We start from the raw sequence: 12,665 nt of genomic DNA on the forward strand, positions 1-12,665 counted from the left end.
TTAGGCTAAACGCCAGGGCCCACGCGGGCTCGGTGGTGACCGGAAAACTACGGGTCCAAACGTGACTTGTAGTTATCGCCTCGTACCACTCCAGAACTTCTTGATGCCCTCCAGGTTCGATTGCACAATGCCGCGGCCACCGGGTCACAGCCCGGTCACAGAACAAGAATTAGACCGTTGCCAGTTAGATAACCCGGGTCGCCAACGTAGTAGCCCGGACAATCCCAGGATCACGCAGGAGATTTGCAAGTGCAGATCGGTGTACCCCTCGAGACCCAAGCCGGTGAGACGCGGGTCGCAGCAACGCCGGAGACGGTCAAGAAACTGATCGGGCAGGGCCATCAGGTCGTCATTCAGAGCGGTGCGGGCGTCAGCGCCAGCCAGCCGGATGCCGCCTATGAAGCCGTTGGCGCGAAGATCGGCACTGCCGCCGATGCCTACGGTTCGGAGCTTGTGCTGAAGGTTGTCGCGCCCAGCGAAAGCGAGCTGGCGCAGATGAAGCCGGGTACCGTGCTGATCGGCATGCTCAACCCGTTCAACAACGAGAACATCGCCCGCATGGCCGAACGCGGCGTCACCGCCTTCGCCCTCGAGGCCGCGCCGCGTACTTCCCGCGCGCAGAGCCTGGACGTGCTCTCCTCCCAGGCCAACATCGCCGGCTACAAGGCCGTGTTGCTCGCTGCCCACCACTACCCGCGCTTCATGCCCATGCTGATGACCGCTGCCGGCACCGTTAAGGCCGCCCGCGTGCTGATCCTCGGCGCCGGTGTTGCCGGCCTGCAGGCCATCGCCACGGCCAAGCGCCTGGGTGCGGTGATCGAGGCGTCGGACGTACGCCCGGCGGTGAAGGAGCAGATCGAGTCCCTGGGCGCCAAGTTCGTCGACGTGCCCTACGAGACCGACGAGGAGCGCGAGTGCGCCGAAGGCGTTGGCGGCTACGCCCGCCCGATGCCGGCCTCGTGGATGGAGCGCCAGGCCAAGGCCGTGCACGAGCGCGCCAAGCAGTCGGACATCGTCATCACCACCGCACTGATTCCGGGCCGCAAGGCACCGACCCTGCTGCATGAAGCGACTGTCGCCGAAATGAAGCCGGGCTCGGTGGTCATCGACCTCGCGGCATCCCAGGGCGGCAACTGCCCGCTGACCGAGGCCGATCAGGTCGTGGTCAAGCACGGCGTGACCATCGTCGGCCTGAGCAACCTGGCCGCGCTGGTGCCGGCAGACGCCTCCGCACTCTATGCACGCAACCTGCTCGACTTCCTCAAGCTCACCCTGACCGCCGACGGCTTCACGGTGAACATGGAAGACGACATCGTCGCCGCGTGCCTGATGTGCCGTGATGGCCAGATCGTGCGCAAGAACGGCTGAAGCCCTTCTTATATAAGAACGCGCCGGACCCTGCGTCCGGCCCTGAAGACCGGTGAGAAACTATGGAAGACATGCTGATCTCCCACGGCATCTACAACCTGATCATCTTCGTGCTGGCGATCTACGTCGGCTACCACGTGGTCTGGAACGTCACCCCTGCCCTGCACACCCCGCTGATGGCAGTGACCAACGCCATCTCGGCCATCGTGATCGTCGGCGCCATGCTGGCCGCCGCCCTGACCGTCACCCCGCTGGGCAAGGCCATGGGCACCCTGGCCGTGGCCCTGGCTGCAGTGAATGTGTTCGGTGGCTTCCTGGTCACCCGCCGCATGCTGGAAATGTTCAAGAAGAAAGCGCCGAAGGCGGAGAAGCATTGACATGAGCATGAACCTCGTCACCCTCCTCTACCTCATCGCCTCGGTCTGCTTCATCCAGGCCCTGAAAGGCCTGTCGCACCCGACCACGTCGCGTCGCGGCAACCTGTTCGGCATGATCGGCATGGCCATCGCCGCGCTGACCACCGTAGCCCTGGTGTTCAAGATCAGCAGCGAGATCGCCACTACCGGCATCGTCTACGTGATCATCGGCCTGCTGGTCGGCGGCACCGCCGGTTCGATCATGGCCAAGCGCGTCGAGATGACCAAGATGCCGGAACTGGTCGCCTTCATGCACAGCATGATCGGCCTGGCCGCTGTGTTCATCGCCATCGCCGCCGTAGTCGAGCCGCAGTCGCTGGGCATCGTGCAGAACCTGGGCGACACCATTCCGACCGGTAACCGCCTGGAGCTGTTCCTCGGCGCGGCCATCGGCGCCATCACCTTCTCCGGTTCGGTGATCGCCTTCGGCAAGCTGTCGGGCAAGTACAAGTTCCGCCTGTTCCAGGGCGCCCCGGTGCAGTTCACCGGCCAGCACATGCTCAACCTGGTGCTGGGCCTGACCACCCTGGGCCTGGGCCTGCTGTTCATGTTCACCGGTAACCTCACCGCCTTCGTCGTGATGCTGGCCCTGGCCTTCATCCTCGGCGTGCTGATCATCATCCCGATCGGCGGCGCCGATATGCCGGTCGTCGTGTCGATGCTGAACTCCTACTCCGGCTGGGCCGCGGCAGGTATCGGCTTCTCGCTGAACAACTCGATGCTGATCATCGCCGGTTCCCTGGTGGGTTCTTCGGGCGCGATCCTCTCCTACATCATGTGCAAGGCGATGAACCGCTCGTTCTTCAACGTCATCCTCGGTGGCTTCGGCGCCGAAGCGGACGCTGGCGGCCCGGCAGGTGCGAAAGAAGCCCGCCCGGTGAAATCCGGTTCGGCCGACGACGCCTCCTTCCTGCTGACCAATGCCGACAGCGTGATCATCGTCCCCGGCTATGGCCTGGCGGTGGCCCGTGCCCAGCACGCACTGATGGAACTGGCCGAGAAGCTGACCCATCGCGGCGTCAACGTGAAGTTCGCCATCCACCCGGTTGCCGGCCGTATGCCGGGCCACATGAACGTCCTGCTGGCCGAGGCCGAAGTGCCTTACGAGCAGGTGTTCGAGATGGAAGACATCAACTCCGAGTTCGGCCAGACCGACGTGGTGCTGGTACTGGGCGCCAACGACGTGGTGAACCCGGCCGCGAAGAACGATCCGAAGTCGCCGATCGCCGGCATGCCGATCCTCGAGGCCTACAAGGCCAAGACCGTGATCGTCAACAAGCGCTCGATGGCCAGCGGCTACGCCGGCCTGGACAACGAACTGTTCTACCTGGACAAGACGATGATGGTCTTCGGCGACGCCAAGAAAGTCATCGAAGACATGGTCAAGGCCGTCGAATAAGACGACCGTCGATCCACAAGACACCGGCCTCGCGCCGGTGTCTTGCTTTCCGGCAAAGGGAAATGTCCTGAACTTTGGTAGTAAGAAGGCAACCGGCCGGGCGATTTTTCGACCTTGGTATAAGAGCCAAAAATCGCCGAGTCCCTAGACTGGCGGCCTCGCACTTCCTACTGCCCGAGGTTTTCCCATGTTCCGTGATCGCGTGCGTATGTCCTCCCTGTTGGACAAGGTGATGACTGCCGACCAGGCCGCGGCCCTTATCAAGGACGGCATGACCGTCGGCATGAGCGGTTTCACCCGCGCCGGCGAAGCCAAAGCCGTACCCAAGGCCCTCGCCGAGCGCGCCAAGCAGGAGCCGCTGCGCATCAGCCTGATGACCGGCGCCAGCCTGGGCAACGACCTCGACAAGCAGCTCACCGAAGCTGGCGTGCTGGCCCGTCGCATGCCCTTCCAGGTCGACAGCACCCTGCGCAAGGCGATCAACGCCGGCGACGTGATGTTCATCGACCAGCACCTCTCCGAAACCGTCGAGCAGCTGCGCAATCACCAGCTCAAGCTGCCGGACATCGCCGTCATCGAAGCCGTCGCCATCACCGAGGAAGGCCACATCGTGCCGACCACCTCAGTGGGCAACTCGGCCAGCTTCGCGATCTTCGCCAAGCAAGTGATCGTCGAGATCAACGTCGCGCACAACACCAACCTGGAAGGCCTGCACGACATCTATATCCCAACCTACCGCCCGACCCGCACACCGATCCCGCTGACCAAGGTCGACGACCGCATCGGCAGCACCGCCATCCCGATCCCGGCGGAAAAGATCGTCGCCATCGTCGTCAACGACCAGGCAGACTCCCCGTCCACCGTGCTGCCGCCGGACGATGAAACCCAGGGTATCGCCAACCACCTGATCGACTTCTTCAAGCGTGAAGTGGACGCCGGCCGCATGAGCAACAGCCTCGGCCCGCTGCAGGCCGGCATCGGCAGCATCGCCAACGCGGTGATGTGCGGCCTGATCGAGTCGCCCTTCGAGAACCTGACCATGTACTCCGAAGTACTGCAGGACTCGACCTTCGACCTGATCGATGCCGGCAAGCTGCGCTTCGCCTCGGGCAGCTCCATCACCCTGTCGACCCGCCGCAACGCCGACGTGTTCGGCAACCTGGAGCGCTACAAGGACAAGCTGGTACTGCGCCCGCAGGAAATCTCCAACCACCCCGAAGTGGTCCGTCGCTTAGGCATCATCGGCATCAACACCGCGCTGGAATTCGACATCTACGGCAACGTGAACTCCACCCACGTGGGCGGCACCAAGATGATGAACGGCATCGGCGGCTCGGGCGACTTCGCCCGCAACGCGCACCTGGCCATCTTCGTCACCAAGTCCATCGCCAAGGGCGGCAACATCTCCAGCGTGGTGCCGATGGTCAGCCACATCGACCACACCGAGCACGACGTGGACATCCTCGTCACCGAAGTCGGCCTGGCCGACCTGCGTGGCCTGGCACCGCGCGAACGCGCGCGGGTGATCATCGACAACTGTGTGCACCCGTCTTACCGCGACGCCCTGAACAGTTACTTCGATGCCGCCTGCGAGCGCGGCGGCCATACCCCGCACATCCTGCGCGAGGCCCTGGAGTGGCATATCAACCTGGAAGAACGCGGGCACATGCTGGCGGCGAGCTGATTCCAGACGCTTTGCGGGTCATTCAGCAATGAATGGCCCGCAAGGGTTTACAGCCGGAAAAAAACCACGTAAAAACACTCCTGAACAGATTTTTATCCCGCTCCAACTGTTCAGCTCCCCCCGCCGCCACCCTGGCCGGCAGCCTCGAAAAACCTCAGACGCCCACCAATTGCGCACCAGAATGGAGCGCAACGGTACAGTTCGCCCCGAAAAAGACCATTACAGTTCAAAATTACAATCGCCTGACCAGCCGCAATACAGCGCAACTGTACCTGTCATCTCTGACTGAAAAGTCAGATCATATGCTCAATCCATTCAGCAACTGACTACTCGCCACAAGCGAGAAGGATGACCACCATGGAACGTACCCTCGGTTCCGCAGCTCTGAGCACTACCCGTAGCACCTCCAGCGCCCACCGTGGCCTCGTCGGCACTGTTCGCCTGTGGCAGCGCCGCATGGAAAGCCGCCGTCAGCTGGCTCGCCTGGACTCCCGCCTGCTGGCCGACGCCGGTATCAGCGAAGCCCAGCGTTACGCCGAACTGAACAAGCCGTTCTGGCGCTGATTCAACAGTACAACTGAGCCATACTCTCCAGGCTCGCCATAACTGTACTGGTAAGTTCGTTGCCCCGGTCGCTCAGCCAGAGCGACCTTCGGGCAACAGCCCTTCCTTCTCCGCCCTTTCGTCCAGCAGATTGCGATACAGATCTGCCCAGACACGCCCCATCGCCTCCGCCGTGAACAGCTCCTGATAGCGCGCTTCCGCGTGCCGTCCCATTTCTGCTGCCGCTTCCGGATTATCCCAACACCATCTCATCGCCTGACGGAACGCCAGGGGATCGCTCGGTGGCACCACCAGGCCGGTCAGCCCGTTGGCATTGATGAAGCTGGTTCCAGTACCAATCTCGCTGGAAATCATCGGCTTGCCGTACATGGCGCCTTCCAGCAGGGAGATGCCGAAGGCTTCCGAGCGCAGGTGCGAGGGGAAGACGATCGCCCGCGACAGCTGCAGCAGGGCGACCTTGTCCTCTTCGCTGACACGCCCGACGAAACGCACGTGGGACTCGACGCCCAGCGCCGCCGCCTGCGCCTTCAACTGCTGTTCCAGCGGCCCGGCGCCGACGATCACCACTGGGTACCCGGTGCCCTGCACGGCTTCCAGCAGGATGTGCAGGCCCTTGTAGTAGCGCATCACACCGACGAACAGGAAGAACTGTTCCCCTACCTCGCGGCGCCAGCGTGCCGTGCACTCCTCGGAAGGAACCGGGTACGCGTGCTTGTCCAGCCCGTAGGGAATGACTTCTGCCTTGTGCTGGTAGCGGCGCAGGGTCTCGCTGGAGCCGAGGTAGTTGGGCGAGGCCGCGACGATGCGGTCCACGCTGCCGAGGAAACGGTGCATCAGCGGCTGATACAGCTTGAACAGGTACCGCTGTCGAACGATGTCCGAGTGGTAGGTCACCACCGTCGGCTTGTCGATGCCCGCCAGCAGGTGCACCACATCCATGAACGGCCAGGGGAAGTGAAAGTTGATGATGTCCGCTTCTGCCGCCAGCCGACGGAACTGCGGCACGACGCTGTAGGAGAAGCCGGTGGACGCCAGTTGCAGATCGAGGCGCGCCCGGTAGACGCGATGCCCGTCGACCATCAGCTCCGCAGGTTCGGGGTTCGGACTCAGGGTGAGAACCTGGTGTTCGATTCCGTGATGCCGCCCGGTACGGCAGAGCTGGTTGATCACCTGCTCGATGCCCCCCACGGAGTCCGGCAGATAGGTCTTGAAGAAGTGCAGTACGCGCATTCAGCCTCCTACAGCCTTTCGGTAGGCTTCGCTGGTTATCCGGGCGCAACGCTGCCAGCTGAACTCCCGGGCTCGCTGCAACCCCAGCACCCGGCAATGGTCCCCGAGGGCCGGGTCGTCGAGCAGCTCCTGTATGGCGCAACAGAGTTCCCGCGGGTCATCGGCATCGACATAGAGGCCGGCGTCCCCTGCCACTTCCGGCAGCGAGGAGGTGCGCGTCAGCAGTACCGGCACGCCACTGGCCATCGCCTCCAGCACGGGCAGGCCGAAACCTTCGTAGAGCGAGGGAAAGAGCAGGGCTTTCGCCCCGGCCAGCAATTGCGCCAGCGCCGTGTCGCTCTGGTAGCCCAGAACCCTGGCCCAGCCGCCTTTCACGGCAGCCTCCAGCGTCTCATCGAGCCCTTCGCTATGCCAGCCTGGCATTCCGACTATCACCAATGGCAGGCGCGCCCGTAGCGCCGCCGGCAGCAAGGCATGAGCCCGCAGCGCCAGCTGGAGGTTCTTGCGCGGCTCCAGGGTGCCGACGCAGATCAGGTAATTTCCCGGCGCCAGCCCGAAGCTCGCCAGTGGCGCGTGCAGTTCCGCCGCCGGGCGCGGATGAAAGCGCCGCGCATACCCCAGTGGAGCCACCACGACGCGCTCGGCGGGCAAGCCGAAGTGGCGGCGCACTTCACCGGCGACATGCTCGGAGTCGGTCAGTACACAGCTCGCGCGCTCCACTCCCTTGCCCACCTGCCGTTCGATCTCCGCCAGGCGGTCCGCCGGCTGGGTCTGCGGATAGTGCACATGGGTGAGGTCATGCAGTGTCATCACCATCGGCCCGTCGAACTCCAGCGGCCACAGGCTGGGCTCGTGGTAGAGGTCGACGGCCCTTGTGCGCAGGCCGCGATCGAAGCTGCCCTGTTCCAGCCAGCGGCGAATCCGGTAGGCGCCCGGTACGCGCTTGGCCAGCGCGGCGCGCCGTGAGTAGCCGGGCAGCGGCGCCGGCGGCAGCTCCACGCCCCAGTCGCGTCCCAGGAACAGTTCCAGGCTGAGATCCGCCTGCTCCTGCAGCGCCCCTGCCAGGGACGAGACGTACTGGCCGATGCCGGTTCGGGGAGCCTGCAGGATTCGCGCATTCAGGGCGACGCGCACGCTAACCCGCTTCCACTTCAGGGCGGGGCTGCGGCTGGGCGGACGGCTTCAGGGCGCCGAGCACGCGGCCGACCAGTTGCCGGGAAGCGTCTCGCCAGCCCAGCCAGCGCCACTCGGAAACCGGGCGCGCCGCAGGGAAGCGGTCGCTGTCCTCATATTCCTGCACCAGCTCTGCCAGCGTCTCCGGGCGCTGCAGGTCGAAGTAGGCGACGAAGTCGCCGCCCACTTCGCGAAACACCGGGATATCGCTGGCCATGACCGGCAGCTTGCGCTGCATGGCTTCCACCAGCGGCAGGCCGAAGCCTTCGACGAAGGACGGGAATACCAGTGCCCGGGCATTGGCATAGGCGTACTCCAGGCCCCGGTCATTGAGCTTGTTGAACATGAACAGGCGTTGGTTGAATTGCGGGTGGCGGTGGATGCGGCTGACCAGGTCCTCGCACTTCCAGCCGACCCGCCCGATGATGCACAGCCGCGCCGTCGAGCCCTGCGCCCAGAGCCGCTCGAAAGCTTCGAGCAGGTAGGCGTGGTTCTTGCGCGGCTCGATGGTGCTGACCATCAGGTAGACCGGCTCGCCATCGTCGAACATGCGCGTGAGGCGGCCGTCCAGCGCGGAGTTATCCCGCACCAGGTCAAGCTCGGAGCCGAGGTAGAAATGCTCGAACCAGAGGCTCTGCGCAACCTCCTCGCCGCGCCGCCTGACGATCTCCGCGCGCACCTGGTCGCGAATGGTGGTGGAGATGCAGATGAAGCCGTCGGCCATCTCGGCGATCCAGTCGAACCAGCGGTCGAAGACCTTCACCAGCCCGGCATCGCAGAACTGCGGATGGGTGGAGGGGATCAGGTCGTAGATCACCGAAACCAGCCCGACACCTTCGCGCTTCAAGCGCTCGGCCACCGAAAAGAAGTCCGCGTGCCAGGACGAATCAAGCAGCACCAGCTGGTCGCCCGGCAAGGCCTCCAGGGGCTCCAGGCGCTCGGGCACCACCTGGTTGCGCGAGGCGAATATGGCGAAGCGCAGCGGCAGGGTGATGGCGAGGCTGGCACCCTTGCAGAGCACATACAGCGCGCGCCGTGCGTTGTGCCAACGGCTCATCGGCCAGCACCGTTCCAGGCGCGCGTGCCACATCCAGTAGTCGTTGCGCATCTGCTCCAGCGCCACGCGCAGCCGGCTTTGCCAGGGCAATTCCTTGCTCGACAACGGCGCCAGGTGGCGGACCCGGTACATCTGCCCACGGATGAACGCCACCGGGATGCACGGTGTGTCCTCATCGACCTCGCCCAGATGACCAATGACGTTGCGCACGACGCGCTGGATCCCCGAATTCACGTGGGGATGTTCGAAGACGTAGGTGCATTCGACGAGCAAGCGCATCAGGGCAGGCTTCTGGCAGTGGAGGTGAGGGGTTCAGGCAGGGTTCGGTCGATAGCGATACTGGCATCCAGCCAGGCGCAGCCGACGAAATCCTCCTGGCGAAGGTTCATGACCTGGAACACCAGGCCGTAGTCGCGCCACTCGTAGTTGCGGTCCAGGTGCGAGTCCAGCCGCGACAGGCTGAAGGCCACCGAATAGTTGCCCTTGCCCAGGCGAATCTGGAAGGAGAAGCGGTAGGTGATGCGCTCCCCGGCCTCCAGGGCCTCCAGGGCCTGCTCCTTGCGATGGGTGTTGATCCCGTACATGGGCTGGCCGAAGCGGTCCTTGATCATGAAGCCGAGCACCAGCCGTTCGACGGCGGCACGGACCTCGACATCCACCTCCAGATGGACGAGCTGCCCGACCTCCACGACATCCTGCGGGCGCCCCCTGTCATCCACCAGGCGCACATCGAGGATGCCCGCTTCGCCGCTGCCGGAGATGGTGCGCACCTTTCCGTCGGCGAGCATTTCCTGGCGCACGGTCACCCGCTCGCGCTCGGCGAGCAGGGCGTTGTAGTAGTCCATCACCGCTTCCGGCTCGCCCTGCATGACGAGCCTGCCGCCCTGCAGCAGCAGGGCGCGGTCGCAGATCGACTGGATCGCGCTGCGGTCGTGGGAAACGATCAGCAGCGTGGTGCCCGAGCGGCGAAAACTGCGGATGCGCTCGAAGCTCTTGTGCTGGAAATAGGCGTCGCCCACCGACAGCGCTTCATCGACGATCAGCACATCCGGGCGCCGGGCGGTGGCGACGCTGAACGCCAGGCGCATCTGCATCCCGCTGGAGTAGGTGCGCACCGGCTGGTCAATGGCTTCGCCGATCTCGGCGAACTGCTCGATCTGCGGCATCAGCTCGAGGATTTCCTCCACACTCAGGCCCAGCAGTTGCCCGGCCATGATCACGTTCTGGCGGCCGGTGAAGTCCGGGTGGAAGCCCATACCCAGCTCCAGCAGCGCCGCAACCCGGCCAGCCACTTCGATGCGCCCGGTGGTGGGCTGCGTGGTGCCGGCGATCATCTTCAGCAGGGTGCTCTTGCCGGCGCCGTTGACGCCCACCAGGCCGATCGCCTCGCCCGCCTCCACCTCGAAGTCGAGGTCCTGGAGAATCCACTGCAGGCTGTGCCGCGGCCGCGCTGAGGGCGAGGCCCACTCCAGCAGCCGCGACCAGCGCGATGGGTACTTCTTGTAGGCCTTGCCCAGGCCACGGACGCTGATACTACCCATCAGAGTTCATCCACCATCTCGCCCGAGCGGGCACGGAACAGGGCCAGGCCGCAGACGCACAGGATCAGCCCCAGCACCGCGATCGGCAGCAGGCTCGACCAGTCGGGCCAGGCGCCGGACAGGAAGACTTCCTGGTAGGCGTGCATCAGCGGCGTCATGGGGTTGAGCGAAACCAGCTGGCGAATGCCGGCCGGCAGGATGGACAGGGGATAGACGATCGGCGTCAGCCAGAACCAGAACTGCAGGGCGATGCCGAAGAACTGCCCGACATCGCGGAAGAAGACGTTGAGGATGCCCAGCACCATGCCCAGCCCGACGCAGAACAGCAGCTGGATCAGCAGCAGCGCCGGCAGGGCGATCAGCGCCATGCCCGGAAGCCGCCCGGTGATCAGCAGGAAGCCCAGGAACAGCGCGAGGATGATGGCGAAGTTCGCACAGGCGTTGAGGATCACGATCAGCGGCAGGCAGATTCGCGGAAAGCTGAGCTTCTTCAGGAGGTTGGCGTTATCCAGGAACATCGACAGGCTGCGCCCGATGATTTCGCTGAACAGGCCCCAGGTGATGAGCCCGGCGCACAGGAACACGCTGTAGGCCAGGCTGTCATCCACGCCCGGCAGCCGGGCGCGCATGACCTGGGAAAAGATTACGGTATAGACGAGGATCATTGCCAGCGGGTTGATCACCGTCCACAGCGCACCCAGCATGGAGTTGCGGTATCGCGCCTGAAACTCGCGCTTCACGCTACCGGCGATGAAGCCGCGGTAGGACCAGACCGAACGCGAGACTGCCAATAGCATCAGATGACCCTGCCGTAGATATCCTCGAAGCGCACGATGTCGTCTTCACCCAGGTACTCGCCGCTCTGCACCTCGATCATCACCAGATCGATCACGCCGGGATTTTCCAGGCGATGCCGGTGACCGGCCGGGATGTAGGTCGACTCGTTGCTGTTCACCAGGCGCACCGACTCACCGTTGGTGACCTTGGCCATGCCCTGCACCACGACCCAGTGTTCACTGCGATGGTGGTGCATCTGCAACGACAGCGAGGCACCGGCCTTGACCACGATGCGCTTGATCTTGAAGCGCGGCCCTTCCTCCAGCACCGTGTACGTGCCCCAGGGCCGGCTGACGGTCCGGTGCAGGCGATAGGCCTCGTTGTCGGTGTCCTTTAGCTGCTTGACCACCTTGCGCACGTCCTGCGCGCACTCGGCCCGGGCGACCAGGATCGCGTCGGCCGTCTCGACCACGATCAGGCCCTCGACACCGACGGTGGCGATCAGGCGGCCCTCACTCTGCACGTAGTTGTTCCGGCTGTCGACGAAGATGGCGTTGCCGGTTGCCCGATTGTTGTCGACGTCGGCGTCCACCAGTGCGCTCATCGCGGTCCAGGAGCCGATGTCGCTCCAGTCGAAGGCCGCTGGCACCACGGCGACGCGATCGGAACGCTCCATCAGCGCGTAGTCGATGGAGATGTCCTCCAGCGCGCAGAAGTGCTCCGAAGGCAGCTCCTGCTGGACCAGGTTGCCGAATTCCGCCGGCTGACTGGCCATCTGGCAATCGATGGCCAGGGCGAGCATTTCCGGGGCGTGCTTTTCCAGCTCGCTGATGAAGGTGCCGACGGTGAAGCAGAACATCCCAGAGTTCCACAGGAAGGTACCGGCCTGCAGAAAGCCTTTGGCGGTGTCCAGGTCGGGCTTCTCGACGAAGCGCTTCACCCGGCTGCCGCCTCGGGTGTCCAGGGCATCGCCCATCTCGATGTAGCCGAAGCCGGTTTCCGGTGCGTTGGGCACCACGCCGAAGGTCACCAGTTGCCCGGCCTCGGCCAGTTCCACCGCGTGTTCGACGCAGCGGGCAAAGGTCTCGACATCACGGATCAGGTGATCCGCCGGCATCACCACCATGGTCACGTCGTCACCGTGCAGGGCCCGCAGCGCCAGGGCGGCTACCGCGATCGCCGGCGCAGTATTACGCCCCTCCGGCTCGAGGATGAAGTGGCCGCGCTGACGCAGCTTGGCGGACTGGAAGTGATCCTTGCTCTGGAAGTAGTAGTCGCGGTTGGTCACCGTGACGATGTTGCCGTCCGTCCCCAGCAGGCTGGCGGCGCGCCGGTAGGTCTTGCTCAGCAGCGACTGGCCGTCGGGCATGGCCATGAACGGCTTGGGCTGCCCTTCGCGCGATACCGGCCACAGCCGTGTCCCGGCACCGCCGGAAAGGATGACGGGAACGAGCAT

Annotated in this window: 12 protein-coding genes; 6 read left to right on the forward strand and 6 right to left on the reverse strand. The window is 64.5% G+C overall.

From position 1 onward, the window contains the following. The first annotated feature begins 249 nt into the window (after positions 1–249). From IB273_RS28885 to IB273_RS28910, 6 genes are all read left to right on the forward strand, one after another. Positions 250–1,368, forward strand: coding sequence for a Re/Si-specific NAD(P)(+) transhydrogenase subunit alpha (locus IB273_RS28885; protein WP_081518898.1), 1,119 nt, complete (start codon positions 250–252; stop codon positions 1,366–1,368). Between the two features lie 62 nt (positions 1,369–1,430). Then, entirely contained in the window at positions 1,431–1,745 is a 315-nt protein-coding gene (locus IB273_RS28890; protein WP_015474896.1) for an NAD(P) transhydrogenase subunit alpha, read from the forward strand. Position 1,746: 1 nt separating this feature from the next. After that, positions 1,747–3,183 carry an NAD(P)(+) transhydrogenase (Re/Si-specific) subunit beta gene (locus tag IB273_RS28895; protein ID WP_081518899.1) on the forward strand — a complete coding sequence of 479 codons (1,437 nt, stop codon included), beginning with the start codon at positions 1,747–1,749 and terminating at the stop codon, positions 3,181–3,183. Positions 3,184–3,370: 187 nt separating this feature from the next. Beyond that, positions 3,371–4,867, forward strand: coding sequence for an acetyl-CoA hydrolase/transferase family protein (locus IB273_RS28900; RefSeq protein WP_192225605.1), 1,497 nt, complete (start codon positions 3,371–3,373; stop codon positions 4,865–4,867). A 32-nt stretch (positions 4,868–4,899) separates the two neighbouring features. Further along, complete coding sequence (locus IB273_RS28905) at positions 4,900–5,193, forward strand: hypothetical protein (RefSeq protein ID WP_192225606.1); 294 nt, start codon at positions 4,900–4,902, stop codon at positions 5,191–5,193. A 31-nt stretch (positions 5,194–5,224) separates the two neighbouring features. Further along, positions 5,225–5,431, forward strand: a complete 207-nt coding sequence (locus tag IB273_RS28910) for a DUF1127 domain-containing protein (protein WP_015474893.1) — start codon at positions 5,225–5,227, stop codon at positions 5,429–5,431. 72 nt (positions 5,432–5,503) lie between these two features. On the opposite strand, the gene IB273_RS28915 is transcribed toward IB273_RS28910, so the two are convergent. Genes IB273_RS28915 through IB273_RS28940 form a run of 6 tightly spaced genes read right to left on the reverse strand, consistent with a single transcriptional unit; the run spans position 5,504 to position 12,665 of the window. Further along, positions 5,504–6,661, reverse strand: a complete 1,158-nt coding sequence (locus IB273_RS28915; RefSeq protein ID WP_192225607.1) for a glycosyltransferase family 4 protein — start codon at positions 6,659–6,661, stop codon at positions 5,504–5,506. Further along, complete coding sequence (locus IB273_RS28920; RefSeq protein WP_192225608.1) at positions 6,662–7,795, reverse strand: glycosyltransferase family 4 protein; 1,134 nt, start codon at positions 7,793–7,795, stop codon at positions 6,662–6,664. A 1-nt stretch (position 7,796) separates the two neighbouring features. Then, complete coding sequence (locus IB273_RS28925; RefSeq protein ID WP_167523304.1) at positions 7,797–9,173, reverse strand: glycosyltransferase family 4 protein; 1,377 nt, start codon at positions 9,171–9,173, stop codon at positions 7,797–7,799. Beyond that, the gene (locus IB273_RS28930; RefSeq protein WP_151188905.1) at positions 9,170–10,432 is read right to left on the reverse strand and encodes an ABC transporter ATP-binding protein; all 1,263 of its coding nucleotides are present in this window, start codon (positions 10,430–10,432) and stop codon (positions 9,170–9,172) included. Before IB273_RS28930 ends, IB273_RS28925 begins: the two co-directional genes overlap by 4 nt. Next, entirely contained in the window at positions 10,432–11,229 is a 798-nt protein-coding gene (locus tag IB273_RS28935; protein WP_151188904.1) for an ABC transporter permease, read from the reverse strand. Before IB273_RS28935 ends, IB273_RS28930 begins: the two co-directional genes overlap by 1 nt. Beyond that, positions 11,229–12,665: a mannose-1-phosphate guanylyltransferase/mannose-6-phosphate isomerase gene (locus tag IB273_RS28940; protein WP_151188903.1), complete on the reverse strand. Its 1,437-nt coding sequence runs from the start codon at positions 12,663–12,665 to the stop codon at positions 11,229–11,231. Before IB273_RS28940 ends, IB273_RS28935 begins: the two co-directional genes overlap by 1 nt.

The organism is Pseudomonas sp. PDM19 (assembly GCF_014852215.1).
Lineage (GTDB): Bacteria > Pseudomonadota > Gammaproteobacteria > Pseudomonadales > Pseudomonadaceae > Pseudomonas.

Coding starts and splice junctions, on each gene's coding strand:
- IB273_RS28890 (WP_015474896.1), top strand. CDS start 1,431: ATGGAAGACATGCTGATCTCCCACGGCATCTACAACCTGATCATCTTC.
- IB273_RS28935 (WP_151188904.1), bottom strand. CDS start 11,229: ATGCTATTGGCAGTCTCGCGTTCGGTCTGGTCCTACCGCGGCTTCATC.
- IB273_RS28895 (WP_081518899.1), top strand. CDS start 1,747: ATGAGCATGAACCTCGTCACCCTCCTCTACCTCATCGCCTCGGTCTGC.
- IB273_RS28905 (WP_192225606.1), top strand. CDS start 4,900: ATGGCCCGCAAGGGTTTACAGCCGGAAAAAAACCACGTAAAAACACTC.
- IB273_RS28900 (WP_192225605.1), top strand. CDS start 3,371: ATGTTCCGTGATCGCGTGCGTATGTCCTCCCTGTTGGACAAGGTGATG.
- IB273_RS28930 (WP_151188905.1), bottom strand. CDS start 10,432: ATGGGTAGTATCAGCGTCCGTGGCCTGGGCAAGGCCTACAAGAAGTAC.
- IB273_RS28910 (WP_015474893.1), top strand. CDS start 5,225: ATGGAACGTACCCTCGGTTCCGCAGCTCTGAGCACTACCCGTAGCACC.
- IB273_RS28915 (WP_192225607.1), bottom strand. CDS start 6,661: ATGCGCGTACTGCACTTCTTCAAGACCTATCTGCCGGACTCCGTGGGG.
- IB273_RS28940 (WP_151188903.1), bottom strand. CDS start 12,665: ATGCTCGTTCCCGTCATCCTTTCCGGCGGTGCCGGGACACGGCTGTGG.